Origin of the sequence: Thermoclostridium caenicola, assembly GCF_900142095.1 — a bacterium.
Classification (GTDB): domain Bacteria; phylum Bacillota; class Clostridia; order DSM-8532; family DSM-8532; genus Thermoclostridium_A; species Thermoclostridium_A caenicola.
The window spans coordinates 1-19,122 of sequence record NZ_FQZP01000052.1; the positions used below are offsets into that span (position 1 = coordinate 1).

Annotated in this window: 17 protein-coding genes and 1 pseudogene; 16 read left to right on the forward strand and 2 right to left on the reverse strand. The window is 35.4% G+C overall.

Annotated features, from left to right (window positions below):
- Window positions 1–96 precede the first annotated feature (96 nt).
- The 5 genes and pseudogenes from F3H12_RS11145 to F3H12_RS11165 all read left to right on the forward strand — a co-directional run.
- Window positions 97–378: pseudogene (locus F3H12_RS11145) on the forward strand (arsenic resistance protein); the annotation flags it as partial.
- A gap of 24 nt (window positions 379–402) precedes the next feature.
- A complete protein-coding gene (locus F3H12_RS11150) occupies window positions 403–804 on the forward strand; it encodes an arsenate reductase ArsC (RefSeq protein WP_003519126.1) in 402 nt (133 codons plus the stop codon).
- Between the two features lie 108 nt (window positions 805–912).
- A complete protein-coding gene (locus F3H12_RS11155; RefSeq protein ID WP_014256056.1) occupies window positions 913–1,929 on the forward strand; it encodes a permease in 1,017 nt (338 codons plus the stop codon).
- A 123-nt stretch (window positions 1,930–2,052) separates the two neighbouring features.
- Window positions 2,053–2,280, forward strand: coding sequence for a thioredoxin family protein (locus F3H12_RS11160; RefSeq protein WP_014256055.1), 228 nt, complete (start codon window positions 2,053–2,055; stop codon window positions 2,278–2,280).
- Window positions 2,281–2,393: 113 nt separating this feature from the next.
- Window positions 2,394–2,957: a DUF2703 domain-containing protein gene (locus F3H12_RS11165; protein ID WP_101298565.1), complete on the forward strand. Its 564-nt coding sequence runs from the start codon at window positions 2,394–2,396 to the stop codon at window positions 2,955–2,957.
- A 296-nt stretch (window positions 2,958–3,253) separates the two neighbouring features.
- On the opposite strand, the gene F3H12_RS11175 is transcribed toward F3H12_RS11165, so the two are convergent.
- The gene (locus tag F3H12_RS11175) at window positions 3,254–3,658 is read right to left on the reverse strand and encodes a four helix bundle protein (RefSeq protein ID WP_149679403.1); all 405 of its coding nucleotides are present in this window, start codon (window positions 3,656–3,658) and stop codon (window positions 3,254–3,256) included.
- A 529-nt stretch (window positions 3,659–4,187) separates the two neighbouring features.
- On the opposite strand from F3H12_RS11175, the gene F3H12_RS11180 reads away from it, so the two are divergent.
- Window positions 4,188–5,054: a ParM/StbA family protein gene (locus F3H12_RS11180; protein ID WP_149679404.1), complete on the forward strand. Its 867-nt coding sequence runs from the start codon at window positions 4,188–4,190 to the stop codon at window positions 5,052–5,054.
- Window positions 5,055–5,204: 150 nt separating this feature from the next.
- On the opposite strand, the gene F3H12_RS11185 is transcribed toward F3H12_RS11180, so the two are convergent.
- A complete protein-coding gene (locus tag F3H12_RS11185) occupies window positions 5,205–6,437 on the reverse strand; it encodes an IS256 family transposase (RefSeq protein ID WP_149679405.1) in 1,233 nt (410 codons plus the stop codon).
- Window positions 6,438–6,714: 277 nt separating this feature from the next.
- On the opposite strand from F3H12_RS11185, the gene F3H12_RS11190 reads away from it, so the two are divergent.
- The 10 genes from F3H12_RS11190 (at window position 6,715) to F3H12_RS11235 (ending at window position 19,033) form a co-directional block, all read left to right on the forward strand.
- Window positions 6,715–6,951, forward strand: a complete 237-nt coding sequence (locus F3H12_RS11190; RefSeq protein ID WP_136479520.1) for a DUF4829 domain-containing protein — start codon at window positions 6,715–6,717, stop codon at window positions 6,949–6,951.
- A 155-nt stretch (window positions 6,952–7,106) separates the two neighbouring features.
- The gene (locus tag F3H12_RS11195; RefSeq protein ID WP_149679406.1) at window positions 7,107–8,075 is read left to right on the forward strand and encodes a hypothetical protein; all 969 of its coding nucleotides are present in this window, start codon (window positions 7,107–7,109) and stop codon (window positions 8,073–8,075) included.
- Between the two features lie 207 nt (window positions 8,076–8,282).
- Entirely contained in the window at window positions 8,283–10,301 is a 2,019-nt protein-coding gene (locus tag F3H12_RS11200; protein WP_149679407.1) for a type I restriction-modification system subunit M, read from the forward strand.
- On the forward strand, window positions 10,298–11,734 hold the full coding sequence (locus tag F3H12_RS11205) for a restriction endonuclease subunit S (RefSeq protein WP_149679408.1): 1,437 nt from the start codon (window positions 10,298–10,300) through the stop codon (window positions 11,732–11,734). The genes F3H12_RS11200 and F3H12_RS11205 overlap by 4 nt, the downstream gene beginning before the upstream one ends.
- Window positions 11,685–13,520, forward strand: coding sequence for a DUF262 domain-containing protein (locus F3H12_RS11210; RefSeq protein ID WP_149679409.1), 1,836 nt, complete (start codon window positions 11,685–11,687; stop codon window positions 13,518–13,520). Before F3H12_RS11205 ends, F3H12_RS11210 begins: the two co-directional genes overlap by 50 nt.
- Before the next feature lie 15 nt (window positions 13,521–13,535).
- Window positions 13,536–16,526 carry a type I restriction endonuclease subunit R gene (locus tag F3H12_RS11215; protein ID WP_149679410.1) on the forward strand — a complete coding sequence of 997 codons (2,991 nt, stop codon included), beginning with the start codon at window positions 13,536–13,538 and terminating at the stop codon, window positions 16,524–16,526.
- 9 nt (window positions 16,527–16,535) lie between these two features.
- The gene (locus F3H12_RS11220) at window positions 16,536–17,159 is read left to right on the forward strand and encodes a hypothetical protein (protein ID WP_149679411.1); all 624 of its coding nucleotides are present in this window, start codon (window positions 16,536–16,538) and stop codon (window positions 17,157–17,159) included.
- Window positions 17,160–17,176: 17 nt separating this feature from the next.
- Entirely contained in the window at window positions 17,177–18,082 is a 906-nt protein-coding gene (locus F3H12_RS11225; protein ID WP_243133275.1) for an ADP-ribosylglycohydrolase family protein, read from the forward strand.
- Between the two features lie 13 nt (window positions 18,083–18,095).
- A complete protein-coding gene (locus F3H12_RS11230; RefSeq protein WP_014253635.1) occupies window positions 18,096–18,677 on the forward strand; it encodes a DUF7686 domain-containing protein in 582 nt (193 codons plus the stop codon).
- Window positions 18,678–18,847: 170 nt separating this feature from the next.
- Complete coding sequence (locus F3H12_RS11235; protein WP_188118502.1) at window positions 18,848–19,033, forward strand: hypothetical protein; 186 nt, start codon at window positions 18,848–18,850, stop codon at window positions 19,031–19,033.
- Window positions 19,034–19,122 lie beyond the last annotated feature (89 nt).

Genomic DNA, 19,122 nt, shown 5'->3' on the forward strand with positions numbered 1-19,122 from the left:
AATTTAGGATTGAAATCTCCAATGCTTTTGATAAATGGTTAGGCGGTAAGAAGCCTGATAGATCTTAGTGCTGTCTGCCAGCGTTTGACGCTTACGCATATTATATTAATTGCCATACCATTAATTATCCAGACATTCTTTATATTCTTCATTGCTTATGGATGGGCAAAGATATGGAAACTTCCCCATGATATTGCAGCACCTGCGGGAATGATTGGAGCAAGCAATTTCTTTGAACTTGCAGTTGCAGTGGCAATTTCACTCTTTGGACTGGAATCTGGAGCCGCTCTTGCAACAGTTGTAGGGGTATTGGTTGAAGTCCCGGTCATGCTTACATTGGTCAGGATTGCAAATAGTACAAGGCATTGGTTTCAATAACCTTGTAGAAAAAGGTGGTATCGAATGAAAAAGAAGGTTGCTTTTGTATGTGTCCACAACTCTTGCCGTTCTCAAATGGCAGAAGGTTGGGCAAAGAAGTTGGGAAGTGACGTATTAGAAGCATATTCGGCAGGGACGGAAAAATACCCTGAAGTGAAGCCACTAGCAGTACAGGTAATGGAAGAAGCAGGAGTGGATATGAGTGACCATCATCCGAAACTATTAAGCGATATTCCGGCGGAAGTAGATATATTAATAACGATGGGATGTAATGTAGAATGCCCTTATGTACCATGCCAGCATATAGAAGATTGGGGGCTTAGTGACCCGTCAGGCGGACCAATAGAGGATTACAGAAAAACAAGAGATATAATTAAGGAAAAAGTCGAGGATTTAATACAGAGAGTAAAGAACAATCAGATTTGATAAGCGGTATGTAATTAATCAAAATAAGAGAATTGCAGTGAAGTTGAAAAGTGCAAACATGTTGAAAAATAACTTGAAGTGTGTAAGGGGTAAAGGGGATGTTTTCATATGAACATATTAGCCATGATATTCGGTTGGTTAAATGACCAACTATTAAAAATGAGATGGCTTTCAGAACTGGTAAGACTTCTTGTGGAAAAAGTATTTGGTTTACCTGTTAGCGAAAGGATAGGCGGAAGTATTCACTTTTTTATATACGATACAATTAAAATATTTATATTATTATCACTATTAATATTTGTCATATCCTATATCCAGAGTTATTTTCCGCCAGAGAGGACAAAGAAGATTCTCGGAAAGATAAAAGGCATTAAAGGGAATATACTTGGGGCACTGCTTGGTACGATAACTCCCTTTTGCAGTTGCTCCAGTATACCAATTTTTATAGGTTTTACTTCGGCTGGATTGCCTTTAGGCATAACCTTTTCTTTCTTAATATCTTCGCCAATGGTAGATTTGGCGTCATTAATGTTGTTAATTTCATTTTTCGGTCTTAAAATTGCCATAGCCTATGTTGTAGTAGGCTTAATTTTGGCAGTTATTGGAGGAACTTTAATAGAAAAGTTTAGACTTGAAAAATATGTAGAAGGATATGTAAGGGAAATTGAAAATGTTGATGCGGAAGTGCCTGAAATGACTCGTAAGGAAAGAATATCATATTCAAAGGAACAGGTCAGAGATATTATCAAAAGGGTTTGGCTATATGTATTAATCGGTGTAGGCATAGGGGCGGCTATTCATAACTGGATTCCACAGTCATTCATAGAAAATGTGGTTGGAGGTAATAATCCATTTGCAGTGATGCTTGCTACTGTAGTGGGCATTCCAATGTATGCTGATATATTCGGTACTCTTCCAATAGCCGAAGCGTTATTTGCAAAAGGAGTGGACGTAGGGACTATAGTGTCATTTATGATGGCAGTAACAGCCCTGTCTCTGCCTTCCATAATTATGCTCAGAAAGGTGGTAAAGCCTAAACTTTTAGCAATCTTTGTATCTATCGTATCAGCAGGGATTATTATTATTGGATACTTATTTAATGCTTTTTCATATATTTTTGTGTAAAGCAGAGATTCATTCTGAAATGATGAGTCTTGTAAAATGCACAGGATGTGAAATCTGTGTAAAAGAAAATTGTGGAATGACGATAATAACGGAAAAAATATTGATTGATGAGGAGGATTTATTATGGTAATCAAAGTTTTAGGTTCAGGATGTTGTAATTGCAAAAAATTAGAGGCTAATGTCAGAGAGGCTGTAAAGGAACTGGGACTTGAAGCCACTATTGAAAAAGTAGAGGATTTTAAGGACATTATGGCATATGGTGTAATGAGAACACCTGCACTTGTAGTAGATGAACAGGTAAAGATTATGGGAAGAGTTCCGTCGGTAGAGGATATTAAAAGATATTTATAACGAGGCGGGAGCATATTTCCGCCTCATTGAAACGCCGCTAATGTAAGAAAATTTTACTACAACCGAAAAATTTTCTTATGAATCTAGGCGTTATAAAGAAGGAGGCTTTTATTATGGGATGTTGTGAAACTCAAAGAAATAATACATGCTGTAGTACGAGTTGCGGGTGTGAAGAGCAAAATTATGAAGAAGAAAAGAAAAAAATAATAATTGATTTTTTGTTTTTAGATTTAAGTATATGTACAAGATGCCAGGGCACGGAGAGCAGTCTTGAAGAAGCCATTAAGGACGTTGCTAAAGTGCTTGAATTAGCGGGCATAGAAGTTGTTGTAAATAAAATTCATATTGATAGTAAGGAAAAGGCCATACAGTATAGATTTGAGAGTTCACCTACTATCCGTATTAATGGAAATGATATACAACTGGAAATGAGAGAATCACTTTGTGAATCATGTGGCGATTTGTGCGGGGATGAAGTGGACTGCCGTGTATGGGTGTACAAAGGTAAAGAATATAATGTTCCTCCAAAAGCAATGATAATTGATGCCATACTTCGTGAAGTATATAGTGACAAAAAAGCACAGTTAAATAATAGAGTTGGTAAGGAAGCATATCAATTACCGGAAAATTTACGTCGATTTTTTGAATCGATTGAGAAAAATAAGAATTGTGAATAAATGATAGGACTAATGTGCGATTTAATATAGAAGAAGATTAAAGCCTAAGCACATCAACATCTTGACCATATGAACCTTTCTATAAATAGGGCTATTATGATTTTTTAAATGCTTTGGAGATTTAGCAGTCTTTCCAAGGCATTTTTTATAACAGTCTGTAAAGTTCAAACTTATTCATTTGTAAAAATTTTTTCTAGGTGAATTTTAAGTCCACCAAAAGTATGTGATACTGCGCAATCATCGCCTTTGCAAATAGCAGGTGAAAATATTATGGAGTATGTAAAGATTATAAAATATTAGGGATCAATTGTAACTGATTCATTATCTAAACAAGATTTTAACATCTTTATATAGCCATACAGCATTTTTATTACTTCAAGGAATTTCTCATCTAAAATTTTGTATTGTTCTTCACTTATATAGTTGTTCTGATATGCGGTAAGTAAATGGTTTCTCGTTTCGCCACAACTGCCAAGAGCAGCGTTGGCATGGAATAATTCCCGCTTTATAAACAGTTGGGTATTTCCTTCGGCTATGTTTGCGGAAATACTTCGACTGCTTCTAATGATTTGGTCAGTAAGCCGATACTGCTCATGGCTTGGAAATGCTTTAACCAATGCTTCTATTTCTCGTTCAAGAGCGTTTGCCTTCTGCCAAACTTTAAGCGTCTTAAAATCCCTTATGACTAAACCATTGCTCATTTAGATTCATCCTTTCAAATATTAGATTTTTCCACATTTTACGGATTGTTAAGCGTAAGTCAAATTTTTATACTAGAATTTTTTATAAAATTATTTCAAATAGTTAAAAGGCTTAAGGAGTTTTATAATGCATAATTAGTCCTTAACATTTGCACTTAGGATTAATATCCTAACATGATTTTTGACGCTTAAAAGTATATTAAAGCATTGTTATATCAATGAATTGGGGGGATTTACTAAATACATATATAATTTAGAGAAGGGTAAAGTGATAAGGAGGAAGAGGATATAGGATATAAAGAAAAACAAAAATACTTGACTTTGTAATAGATGATTTACTATAAAGAATTGTCTTTAATAATAAGGTATTTTAATGAATTGACATTATATACCTCCGTTAAAATAAATTCCTACGCTTACCTGACTATCAGGTAAGCAATTTTTTTATTGCAGAAATACTTGAAATTATAAAAAGTGATTTAATAAAAGAACTATGAAGAACCAAAACCACAAGATTGGAGGAATTGTTATGAGAAACAGGATTCTATTAGGCCTTGATAATGGTAACAAATGTACAAAAACAAGTGAAGGTTATATTAGCGAATCAGGTTTTACTAAATCAAATACTGAACCAATTTCATCAAGCAATCTTTTAATTTATGAAGGTAAATTTTATAGCATCGGAGGCCAGAGGTTAAGTGTTCAAATGGACAAGACAATCAACCAGGATGCTTTCATCTTGTCTTTGCCAGCAATAGCAGATGCGGTAAACAAAGCAGGAATGGAAGGCCAAGCAGATGTAATTCTGGGAGTAGGACTTCCAATTATAAGTTATGGAACACTTAAGAAAAAGTTTCGGGAATATTTTTTAAGGCAGGATATAAAGTTTAATTTTAACAAAAAGGATTATGCAATTAATATAGTTGATTGCCGTACTTATCCTCAAGGGTATTCCGCACTAATAACTGTGTTTAACAGTTACAGGAATCTTCTATGCAATGTTATCGATATTGGTGGATATACAATTGATTTTTTCAGAGTAGAAAATGGAATCATAGATGTTTCAGCATGCTATTCGCTTCCCAACGGAATCATCACATTAATTGCCAATATACAGCAGGAACTTCTTAAAACAAATATCAGACTTACGGAAACTCAGATACAGGAGATTATCACAGGAAAAGAACCTGTTCTTTTCGAGGCAGATATTAAGGAAGTAATTAAAGTGATGTCAGAAGAGTATGTAGAAAATATATTAGCGAAAATTCAAGAATATGGATTTGAGTTTCACAATCCTACTGTTTTTACAGGGGGAGGGAGCATAATGCTTCAGGATTACATTGAAAAGTCAAATAGAGTAAAGTACACGGACGATCAAGTCCAAAATAGTGTGTAAATTCCTCAGTTATTATCGCCCTGAACACTGCCATTTAGATTATCCAGCTCGCCGGTCACCAGTCAAGGGTAAAGGCTACGCCTCCGCTTCGCGGACCCTTGACTGGATGCCTGACTTCACTGGAGATAGTTGTTAGGCAGTGTTCAAGGATTAACATATTGCATACGCAATATCCCTTCGAATACTGCTCTGCTTTTGTTCTTTTTGCCATTGTAGATATTCATTCATATCCAAATACTTTTTTCCGCTTGACCACTTGTCATCAAGCTCCATAAGCAAGGCTCCGATGAGTCGAACTGCCGATTCCCGGTTCGGAAAAATACGAATGATTCGTTCACGGCGTCTTATCTCTTCGTTTACTCGCTCAACAGCATTTGTCGTGCGGAGACGCCGCCGATATTTTACCGGCAATTCAAGTACTGCCGTAGCGTCATCAAAGCCCATTTCAAGCACCTGCATGGCCTTTGGTGCCTTTTTCTCAAATGTCTCCAGGGTTTGATTCAACAATAATCGGGCAGTGTCTATATCCGGTGCATCCAAAATGGCCTGCAAATGTGGATAAAGTTCCTCCCTGATATATTTAGGCGTAACATCCATGATGTTGCGTATAAAGTGAGTTTGGCAGCGCTGCCAGACAACACCCTGGAAGTGAGTGCGAACGGCCTTTACCAGACCCCTGTGGTCATCTGACACGAACAGATCTACGCCTCGCAGATTACGCTTTTTGAGCCAGGAGAAGAACTCGCCCCAACTGGCTTCGGATTCACTGTCGCCCAGCATGAGACCTATAACCTCTCGGTAACCTTCCGTGTTTATGCCGATGGATATCATTGCGCTCCGGGAACGGACGCGGCCATCTTCACGAACTTTAAGTACCAAAGCATCCACTAATACAAAGGGATAATCCATCTCACCCAAGTCCCGGTTATTCCATGCTTTTACAATCGGATCCAGTTTCTTGCATAAATCTGAAACCGTGGACTTGGAAAACTCAGTGCCGCATAGTTCTTCTGTGATACGGCTGATCTTGCGTGTGGACACCCCATTGATCACCATTTCCATCAGTGTCAGCATCAAGGCCTGTTCGCTTCGCTGGTACCGGGCAAACATTTCAGTAGAAAACTGACCATTACGAAAACGAGGTACATTTAAGGTTATGGTCCCTACACGAGTGGTTAGCGGATGAGGGCGCGTACCGTTGCGATATCCTTGTCTTTCATCGGTACGTTCATATGGTTCAGCTTTAAGCTGTTCAGTGGCTTGAGCCTGCAAGATCTGGTTCAGTACCGATTCCAATAGAGCTGCTACGCCGGAATCTTTGTTATTTCCTAAAAAAAGTTGATGCAAAAGTTCCTGATTTACGGTAATCTTATATTGAGCCATTCAAATTCCTCCTTTTAGAATTTTGTTTCTCCAACTTATATTTTAACTGAGGAGTTTGTTAATGGCTCCCTTATTTTAGGAAACCTATTTTACACCATTATACGGACTCAACTTAATAAGGTCTCTAAGAAGAGTTGTTAAAGATACAATATGTAACGGAGCAGGTTAACATCTGCCTTAATTGTACCCACGGTATTTATAAGATTAAATTTATTGCACTTTGAGACATTATTTGTATTCTATTTTCACTGCTTAAACAATAAAGCAGTGATTTTTCTTGTTTAAGGGTGAAGATAAAATTGACTATAACATTAATAGTGCAAAGTTGTTGGAGATAAAAGAGTTAAAGGGATTTAACAATGAGCCAGGGGTGTTGGAGTATCAGATTAAAGTTGATTTTGATTTCAAGAAACTAATAACAGCAGATGATGGAGTCTGGCCAAGATTTGTTATATTGAAGAAAGAATCTGAAAAAAGCGGCTGGAGGATTGACGGTGTTGGTACGGGACCGTGATTAATATACAAAAAAGCAGTTATAGAAAACCTATATACTAAAGCACATGCCTCATAGCATGTGCTTTAGTACCGACAAAATATTGTAGTCTTATTGAGCGTTATAAGCATTTGTCATAAAATAGAATTAACAAAGTTATAAAGATGGGAAGCCTTATGGATAAAGAATCTAAAGATGCAAAGAAAATCACCAATGCTCAAAATATTATAGAGGCACATAGAAAAGCAGTAAAATTGGTATCTGTTAATTTGAGAGGGCAACAAATACAGATTCCTATATTTTATAGCATGAGTGCTGCTAAAAGTTATGAAGAAACTTTAGAATCAACAAATAACTCTAGAACAGCCTTCTGTGCTATGGTATTTACAATGATTGAGAATAATAAAAGTTTTGTTGATGAAGCAGATATTTATAAAAAAATAACTATGGAAGATATTATGGCAATCGGTGACGATGATTTACAAAAAGTAGGTAGACAAATACTTGAGCAGTCCTCATATTTAAAAAAGCATTATGTTTCTCACGAAGGTAAAAGTTTTTTTGAAAATTTCAATGAGGCGTTTATTAAGGAAAAGAAAGAAATAGGAGCAAAAATTGCAGAATCTTTAAAACCAGTTAGAGATTCGCTCAAGAATATCTCTCAACTTGCTATAAGCCCAGGTATAAAATCACTTTTGTCAAATATAGAGGTAATGAAAAACCTAAATAATGCTTTTACAACTGCACAAAGAAATACGCCATTAATAGATGCAAAATATGATAGAGAATTATTTGATTTTGATTCATTTGAATTCGAAAACCCGACATTTAGAACTAATGAACTGTTAGAAGACATGGCTGAAAGATTAGAGAAATTAAATAAAATCCAGACTGAGCAGTTTGAAAACAGTATCAAAGTCAATGAGGCTATTGCGAATACCCTTTTAGAAGAACAGAGAGCAAGGGTAATGAGAGATGAAGAAGAGAGAATTTATAGGGTTGAACAGGACAAGCAGAATAAGAGAAATTATAGGATTAATATTGCAGTCCTACTGATTTCAACTGCTGCTCTTTTAGTGTCTGTCTTATCTTTTATTGGATATGATAGGGTATATAGATGGATAATAACACTTATTGAAAAATAAGTACAAAACTATTATTCAGTGCATGCCTTGTGAGCATGTATTTTGTTTTTAGGATAATATTTATGAGACTACCTGATAAAAAGCAAATTGTAAAGGAAAATCTAAAAAAATATAGAATATTTAAGTATAGATTGGTATAATTTTGCGTGTATATACTGATAAATGACTTAAAGTATCAAAATCGAGAAATACATAGGAGTGATAAAGTTGATTAACTTTCAAGATAAAGTTAACTTTATATGGAGTATAGCAGAACTTTTAAGGGGACCGTATAAAAAAGAGCAGTATGGGGATGTAATACTGCCAATGGCCGTGCTAAGACGTTTTGATTGTGTTCTTGCAGCAACTAAGAAGGAAGTATTGGAAAAGTATGAAACCTTAAAGAAATCAGGACTCCAAAACATGGACCCTGTTTTAAATAGGATATCAAAGCAAGGATTCAATAATACAAGCAAGTATGATTTTGAAAAATTATTAGCCGACCCAGATAACATCGCGAATAACTTAAGGAATTATATTAACGGCTTTTCTAAGAATGCCAGAGAAATTATCGAACACTTTGACTTTGATAAGCAGATAACAAAACTTAATGATAACAACTTGTTATATTTAATTGTATCAGAGTTTAACAAAATCGACTTGCACCCAGATAAAGTTAGCAATACCGAGATGGGCTACATCTTCGAGGAACTTATCAGGAGATTTTCTGAGCATGCAGAGGCAGGTGACCACTATACTCCTCGTGAGGTTATAAGATTAATGGTAAATATCCTTCTTAATGAGGATAATGAAGAACTAACCCAGCCAGGGCTTGTTGTAACTGTTTATGACTGCTGTGCAGGTACAGGTGGTATGCTTTCGGTTGCAGAGCAATACCTCAAAGAATTAAACCCGGGAATACAAGTGGAATTATTTGGACAGGAGATAAATCCTCAGTCCTTTAGTATCTGCAAATCTGACATGCTCATAAAAGGGCAAAATGCAGATAACATCATTTTAGGAGATAGTTTTACTGAAGATGGACATAGGGGAAGAACCTTTAGGTACATGCTAACCAATCCACCTTTTGGTGTTGAATGGAAGAAAGCAGAGAAGTTTATTCGTGAAGAATATGAGAAAGAAGGCTTTAACGGCAGATTCGGGGCTGGGCTCCCCAGAATATCCGATGGTTCCCTTTTATTCTTACAGCACTTAATATCTAAAATGAAACAGGACGAAAAAGGCAGCCGTATTGCTATTATCTTTAATGGCTCACCATTGTTTACGGGGGACGCAGGTTCAGGTGAATCGGAAATAAGGCGCTGGATAATTGAAAATGACATGCTGGAAGGTATTATTGCATTGCCTGACCAGTTATTCTATAACACAGGTATTTCTACCTACATATGGATAGTTACCAATCGTAAAAATAATGACCCAATGAAGGGGCCTGTAAGGACGGGTAAAATACAATTGGTTAATGCAGTAGATTTCTATCAAAAAATGAGAAAAAGCCTTGGGAATAAGAGAAATGAAATCACTGAAGAACAGATAAAAGAAATTACGAGGATATACGGTGAGTTTAAGGAGAACGAATACTGCAAGATTTTTGATAATGAAGATTTCGGATATCAGAAGATAGTTGTGGAAAGGCCTTTGAGGCTTAATTTCCAGGTGACTGAAGAAAGGATTAATAATTTATATAATGAAACAGCCTTTATTAATCTAGCAAAGTCAAAGAAAAAGGGTACAGCAGGGCTTAAAGAAATAGAAGAAGGTAAAAAAATACAACAGCAAATAATAGAAACTTTAAGAACAATGGACTCTACTATTTTATATAAAAATAGAGATGAATTTACAAAAGTGCTTAAGAAGGCTTTTAAAGACAGAGATATTAAACTGGATAGTGCGCTTTTGAAGGCCATCCTGTCTGCACTTTCCGAAAAAGATGAAACAGCGGATATTTGTGTGGACAGCAAAGATAACCCTGAGCCAGACCCAGACTTAAGAGATACTGAAAATGTACCCTTAAAAGAAGATATTCATGAATACTTTGAACGGGAAGTAAAGCCTCATGTTCCTGATGCCTGGATAGATGAAACCAAGACTAAAATTGGATATGAAATACCTTTCACAAGGCATTTTTATAAATACCAGCCCCTAAGGCCTTCTGAAGAGATTATGAAAGAGATTATAGAATTAGAAAAGAGCATTTCAGAGAAGTTGAAGAAGGTGATGGGCGAATGAGTAGGTATAAGAGGTATGAAAGGTATAAGGATTCAGGGGTTGAGTGGATAGGTGAGATACCAGAACATTGGATTTGTGGTAAACTAGGATATTTATTGATTAAAAATGATAGTGGAACATGGGGTGATGATTACGATGATGACGGAGTGGTTGTTTTACGCTCAACAGAAATCACCTTAAATGGAACTTGGAGTATAGTTGACCCTGCCCAAAGGAGAATACCTGTAAAAGAGTATGAAAGATGTTTATTACATGAAGGAGATTTAATTCTTACAAAGTCAAGTGGCAGTGAGCAACATATTGGAAAAACAGTTATTGTTGATAAGAATGTAGCAAATATGAATTGTGTTTTTTCAAACTTTATGCAAAGGCTGCGACCAGAAAAGGGAAAATTAATGCCTAAATATCTTTATTACTTTCTTAATGCAAATGGACGCGAACAATTGTTTCATCTTTCAACAACAACCACAGGTTTAAAGAATTTAAGCGGAACAACAATTAACGCTTTGAAAATTCAACTACCTACAATGTATGAACAAAAAGCAATTGCTAATTTTCTAGACCAAAAGACTGCTGAAATAGATGGTTTGATTGCTGATAAGGAAAAATTGATTGAACTGTTACAGGAAAAACGGCAGGCGGTTATAACCGAAGCAGTTACTAAAGGGCTTAATCCGAATGTTAGGATGAAGGATTCAGGGAGTGAGTGGATAGGAGAGATACCAGAGCATTGGAGTATTATAAAAATGAAATATTTATTAAGTTCTAAAAAATATTCTATAAAAGCAGGTCCTTTTGGCAGTCAGTTAAAAAATGATGACATGGTTAGTGGTGATATCAAGGTATATAATCAGAAAACAGTTTTAGATAATGATTTTAAATCTGGAGATTATTATATAGAAAACTGTAAGTATGAAGAATTAAGAGCGTTTGAAGTATTTTCAGGGGATTTATTAGTTACTACAAGAGGGACTATAGGGAAAACTGCTATTGTGCCTAAAGATGCAGAGAAAGGAATACTGCATCCGTGTTTAATAAAAATTACATTAAATCCCGATAAGGTTTTAAATGATTATGTAAATGTAATATTTAATAATACAAAAATAGTAACAAACCAAATTATGTTAGAGAGTAATGCTACTACTATAGATGTTATTTATACAGATACATTGAAAAATTTAGTGCTACCTATTCCACCATTAGAAGAACAAAAATCAATAATAGATTTTGTAGATGCTAAAATTGGTGAAATAGACGGTTTAATATCTAGTATTAATAGTCAAATCCAAAAACTAAAAGAATACCGCCAATCCCTTATTTCCGAAGCAGTAACTGGAAAAATTGATGTGAGGGTATTTGAAAATAAGGATGAGGTGATTTATAGTGAACAAGATAGTAGCCCATGCAGAGAACTTACGCACGTTGCTGAATAATAAATACACAGTTCAGTATTATCAGCGGGAATATAACTGGCAAACTAAGCAGATTGAAGAACTTATTGAGGATTTGACAAATGAGTTTAATGAGTTTTATAAAGATGGAGATAAGCAGCCAGATGTAAGAAATTATGGAGACTATTTCTTAGGTCCTATTATCATTACTAATGACAATGCAATTATTGATGGACAACAGCGATTATCATCGTTAACGTTGCTTCTTATTTATCTTAACAATCTTCAAAAACAACGGCCGGATTTGCCTAAAGTAAATGTTGATAATTTGATTTATTCAGAGATGTATGGACAAAAGACTTTTTGCATAAATGTTCCCGAAAGAGAGGCATGTTTGGCATCTTTATTTGAAAAAGGTGATTATGACATTAATAATGAACGCTCAGAAAGCGTTATAAATCTGTACAATAGATATAAAGATATTGAAAGGATTTTTCCAGATGAATTAAAAGAAAATGCTTTACCAGTATTTATCGAATGGTTAATAGACAATGTGTGTCTAGTGGCAATACGGACTGATTCGGAACAAGATGCTCATAAAGTATTTGTAACAATGAACGATAGAGGATTGAGGCTCACTCCAACAGAGATGTTAAAGGGCTATCTTCTTTCGATGATTGATATCAACACTACTAGAGATAAGGCAAATGATTTATGGAAGGGTAAAGTTGTACAGTTAAAAGAAATTGAAAAGGACGGAGATGCAGACTTCATAAAGAATTGGCTTAGAGCACAATATGCAGAAACTATCAGAGAACGTAAGAAAGATTCAGAAAACAAGGACTTTGAAAATATTGGTTCGGCATTCCATAAATGGGTTCAAGAAAACAAGCATCATATTGGCCTAAACCACAGTAAAGATTTCGAAAACTTTATTTTAAATAAATTCAGAATGTATGCAGATATCTACATGCGCTTAAAAGATTATTCTCGTAAATTTAATAAAGATTACGAATATGTTTTTTATAATGCAGATAGAGAATTTACATTACAGTACCAAATTATTTTATCTGCCATTAGAAATGATGATACGCAGGATATTATTGATAAAAAGATTAAGATGGTTTCCTGTTTTATTGACCAATTTATATCTATTAGAGTTTTCAATTTTAAGACAGTGGATTATTCTTCAATTTTATACACGGTATTCAATATTACAAAAATGATACGTAATAAAAATATCAGTGAGTTGGCAGAAATATTAAAACGTTATATAACTGATATGAATTTAACTCTCGATTGCATCGATGGTTTTTACTTAAATCAGTTCACAAAAAGATATATGCTTCATATTCTTGCGAGAATGACCTATTACATAGAGGAACAAAGCGGTATCAACAGCAATTTTGCCAACTATGTAAATAGAGAACAAAAAAATCCATATGATATTGAGCATATTTGGGCTGATGATTATACTCAGGGAAACCATCAAAATGATTTTTTTACAGAAGAAGAATTTAGACAGTTTAGGAATATGTTTGGGGGGCTATTAATCCTCCCTAAAGATAAGAATAGGAGTTTTCAAGACATGGAATACAGTAAGAAAGTAGTAAAATATGATAGTGAAAACCTACTGGCTCGAACATTAAATAAGAATTGCTATAGTAATAATCCCCTATTTTTACGTTTTATGAACGAAACACAACTGTCTTTTAAACCATATGAACAGTTTGATAAGAAAGCATTATTAGAGAGGCAATCTCTCTATAAAGAAATATGCAAAAAGATATGGGATGTAAATAAAATTGATTTATTAGCAAATAGTTAGTAAGGAAGTGAGAAAATGGCTAAAACACCAGTAGAACTTAGCGAAAAGGGTTTTGAGGAATATGTTGAAGAACATTTATTAAAATCAGGATATATTAAGGGTAATCCTGATGACTATAACAAAGAATTTGCCATTGATACTAAACTTCTTTTTGGTTTTTTAGAAGATACACAACCAAAGAAGATGGAGAGATTAAGAGAGATATATAAGGAACAGTATCAGTTTAAAGTATTAAGCCGGTTAAATAGAGAATTAAATAACCGTGGTATGATTGATGTATTAAGGCATGGAATTAAAGACTATGGCGTGTATTTAGACCTTGCCTATTTCCAGCCTGCCAGCAAATTAAATGATGAAATGATAAAACTTTATGAAAAGAATCGGATATCCGTCACAAGGCAGGTACACTACAGTATCAAAAATGAAAACAGTATAGATATGCTTATCTGTGTGAACGGACTTCCTGTTGTTGTGTTAGAACTTAAAAATCCTTTCACTGGTCAAACATATGAAGATGCAATCATGCAGTATAAGAAAGACAGAAGCCCTAATGAACTGTTGTTTCAGTTTAAGAAAAGAGCCATTGTATTCTTTGCAGTAGATACTCAAGAAGCCTATATGACTACGAGACTCTCAGGAGATAAAACTTCTTTTCTTCCATTTAATAAAGGTTGTGATGGAGGAAAAGGAAATCCAGACAATCCTGATGGCTTAAAAACGGATTATCTTTGGGAAGAGATACTTCAAAAAGATAGCCTGATGGACATATTAAAAAGATTTGTATTTATAGAGACTCAAGAAAAGAAAGACATAGACGGTAATACTTATACCTCGGAAACCGTCATATTCCCAAGATACCACCAATTAGATGTAGTAAGGAAACTGGAAGCCGATGCAAAAAAGAAGGGTGTAGGGACGAACTATCTTGTGCAGCATAGCGCAGGGTCAGGGAAAACCAACTCCATATCATGGCTTGCTCACAGGCTTGCCAATCTTCATGATGATAACGATAACCCCGTGTTTGATTCGGTGATTGTTATTACGGACAGAAGGGTTTTGGACAGGCAGTTGCAGGATAGCATTTATCAATTGGAGCATAAACACGGAGTTGTACAGAAAATAGATAAAGACTCAAATCAATTGGCTGATGCCCTGAAAAGTGGAACCAGGATTATTATCTCTACCCTGCAAAAGTTTCCTTTTATCATTGAAAAGGTAGGAGAGTTGGAAAATCGTAAGTATGCCGTCATTATAGACGAGGCTCATTCCAGCAGTGCAGGGGAAAATATGGCTTCATTAAGGGAAGTTTTGTCGACAAACAGCCTTGAAGAAGCAGCGAAACTGGATGCGGAGTTAGAGGGTAAGGAGTATGACCCTGAGGAAGAAATCTTAAAAGCAATAAGAAAACGAGGGAAGCAGCCTAATATTAGTTTCTTTGCCTTTACAGCAACACCAAAAGCAAAAACATTAGAGATGTTTGGAACCATAGGTGATGATGGACTTCCTCATCCTTTCCATTTATATTCTATGAGACAAGCGATTGAGGAAGGATTTATCCTTGATGTACTTCAAAACTATGTAACTTATGAAACTTATTTTAAACTGGCAAAGAAAATTGAAGATGACCCTGCATTTGATAAGGCGAAGGCCACAAAAGCGCTTACAAGATACGTCAGCCTTCATCCTCATAATATCGCTCAAAAAACTGAAATTATGGTAGAACACTTTAGAAACGTAACCAGGCATAAAATAGGCGGAAGAGCCAAGGCAATGGTTGTAACCAGTTCCAGGCTTCACGCTGTACGATATAAACTTGCTTTTGATGAATATATAAAAAAGAAGGGTTACAAGGATATGAAAACCCTTGTAGCCTTCACAGGAACAGTAAAGGATAATGGAGTGGAGTATACTGAGAGTGGTATGAACAAATTTAAGGAGTCAGAACTTCCAGAACGTTTTGCCACTGATGAATATCAAGTACTGTTAGTTGCAGAAAAGTACCAGACAGGCTTTGACCAGCCTCTTTTACATACTATGTATGTGGATAAAAAGTTATCAGGAGTCAAGGCGGTACAGACTTTATCAAGGCTTAACAGAACTTGCCCAGGAAAAGAAGATACCTTTATTCTTGATTTTGTAAATAAAGCAGAGGATATTCAAGAAGCGTTTAAACCTTATTATCAGGCAACTATTGTGGAAGAAGTAACGGAACCAAATATTCTATACGATATTGAAAATCAATTACATGCCTATGGAGTATATATAAAAGATGAGTTGGATAGGTTTAATAATATATATTTTAAACCGAAGGATAAAAGGACTTCTAAAGACAGGGCTATATTAAACCACTTAATAGATGTAGCAGTAGAAAGATTTAAAAAACTGGAAGAACAACGGAAGCAAGATTTTAGTGGCCAAGCAACGAAATACATAAGACTTTACTCATTCATACTACAAATTACACCTTTTGAAGATGTTGAATTACATAAGTTGTATGTATATTTAACATATTTGCTTAAAAAACTGCCAAAAGAAAAAGGTTCTACTATACATCTGGCGGATGAAGTTGCTTTGGAATATTATACTGTTAAAAAGACATTTGAAGGTAGTGTATCATTGACACCCGATGTTGAAATTATACCGGTTGCGCCAGTAAGATTTGCAGGAACGGCTGTAAAAGAAGAGCAGAAAGAATATCTGTCCAGCATTATTGAGCGTCTTAATAAGCGGTTTGGAACTAACTTCACAAAAGCGGACCAGTTATCGGTAGAGCAAATAAAAGAGGATTTTGCCGCTGATGAAGACTTGGTTCAAAAGGCTAAAACAAATACTATTGATGATTTTAGATTTGCCTTTGAAAAAGTGTTTATAAACAAAGTGATTGACAGAATGGACCAGAATCAGGCATTTTTTACCCGTGTTTTAGACGATGAACAGTTTAAGAATGCACTTATGGAGTATATGCTGGTTGAGACTTATGAGAAGTTAAACAGTATGGCAAAATGAAGTAATAGATTGGCGGGTGAAGGTAACAGCGTGATTTCTGTTTCTATAGAAAATATTATCAAGATATTTAATTGGGATGTTATTACTAGGATGTATGGCAGTTCTCACAGTTCCGTTATAGGATTTTTATCAAGCGAATGGATTAAAAAGTCCTCTGACCATTCTGTGCTGGATGGAGCCCCTTCTCCTTTTGTCGGCAAAGGAAGAAAAGGTCAAAAGAACGCAGATATTCTATTATGTAAAGGAGATAAACCCTTTATAGTAGTTGAAGTAGAAACGACAGTTGTTAAATATTTAGAGAAGATAGATTCAATTGTAGCCTATTTGGAAAATACAAAAGATTATAATGGAATTGGTTTTGGTCTATTAGTTATGCTTAACAATACAAATGGTGCAGACAAGTATAAGCATAATTGGCACGATGTAAAAGAATATGCTATAAGTAAAGATATCCCGATTGCATTTGTTTCTATTGAAAAGAGAAAGGCAGATTTGGGGGATACTGTTTTGGACCGTTTAAAAAGAAGAAATGAATATTACCCGTGGGAAACCAGCAGCATTGATTACTGGATTTATGGAAGTGACAGAAAGATAATTGAAGGGAACTTACTGAAAAAGATAGAAAAATCCTAATTAAGGAAGTGTATTTTATGGTGGATAGATATGAACGCATACTCGGAGGGCTTTTTGGTGTTGCTTGCGGAGACGCTCTTGGCGGAACGCTGGAATTCATGTCAAAGGATGAGATTGAAAGGAAATATGGATACTTAAAAGATATTATCGGTGGTGGCTGTTGGGACCTGGAACCTGGGGAAGTGACGGACGATACAATGATGACTATTGCTGTCGCAGAAGGCATCCTGGACAACCCAGAGAATCCCATCGAAGATATCGGAAAACACTTTATTAAATGGTATGATAGTAAACCCAGGGACATTGGCAACATTATCCGAATTGCACTTGGTGAGTATAAACGAAGCAATGACTGGATGAAAACTGCCTACTATGCTCATCAGACAACAGGTGGAATGAGTGCTGGAAATGGTTCACTTATGAGGTGCTTACCGGTTGCATTATATTATTATGATGTTGAAAAAATGCTGGAGATAACTGCTTCACAAAGTGTTCTTACCCATTATGACCAAAAAGCAACGGATGCTTGTCAGTTTTATAATCTGTTAGTTTACCAGTATCTCAATGGTAAGCCTAAAGTGCCTTGTATAAGAGAATACATAGAAAAGTATCCAGAATATAATCAAGTATTCCAGTTATCAAAAGAAGAGTTGAAGCCAACGGGGTATGTGTTTGATACCTTGATATGTGCATTATGGTGTTTTATTAACACATCTTCCTTTGAGGATGCCGTATGTGAAGCGGCCAATCTGGGAGGAGATGCGGATACTATAGCCGCAATTACCGGTGGAATGGCTGGTGTGTATTATGGCTATAGTGCTATCCCTGACAGGTGGAAGGAAAAGATATTAGTAAAAGAGCAGTTAACTTCTATTGCAAAGAGGATGATAGAAAGGTTCAAGGGTAATTCCAGTCGGTTTTAAGGAGAGAATTTGCATGAATAGGTGTCAATGGTGTGGAAGAGTGCCAAGCGGTTTTGGAATGGTAGTTTTAACTATAAAAGAAGACGAGCCATCCCAATCTCTATGTAGAGACTGCTACAATGAGTTTGCTGCTAATATGCTTGGAATTGAAGATTATAAAGATTTTGAAAAAGAGGCTACCTTTATAGATTGCGATGGAATAGAACATCGCTTTCAAATAGGAAAAATGATTAACCCAACAGGTATTTGTTGGGAAGCGGTAGAGTTTATAGGCGAAAATAAAATAGGCTATTCTTTTGAAGTACATCAGGATTTTGAAGAAGATTCAAATGATGCCCTGGAAAGACTTTATAAAAAGATAAAGAAAGGACTATCAAAAAAATTTATAAGGAAAGAAGTAGTTCAAGGACAAGAACTTATCTCTATTAAGGAAAATGTAGTAGAAGGACGTATTGAATGGGATGATAGATATGATGACAGAACACCCAAATTTATCATAGACGGTCAGGAATACAGCCTAGAAGAATTCGGTAGGATATTGATGTCCTGCGAAGGATGGAACTTTAGATTAGAAATAATTGAACCTACAGAGTAAGTCTACATTCACAGTATCAAATTTAAGATAAAAACATTGCACATACCTATAATATAACGTAAAATATAAGTATACAGAGAGAGCATATTCTCTTACACAGCCAGTAGATGCTGGAATAAGTTAAGAGAGTATGCTTTTTGTGTTTTATAGAGTTATTAAGGAGGTAGGTAATGCTTACTATTGCTGATTTTTCAAGGAAAATAATTTTTGACTTAAATAGAACATTTCCAATAGCAAGGGTTCAGGGAAAGTATGTTATTGTGGAGTCTAAGCCAAACAGTGTGTCTGTACCTATTAGTAGTATTTATGGGGAATACCAAGAGACCGAGGATTATGGAAAAACTTTAGAATTATAATGCCCCCCATTGTCAAGACAATTTTTCAGCTTTTCTAAGTTAGATTCTCCTTTCTTTAAATTTCCATATTTTACATTTATTTACTATGT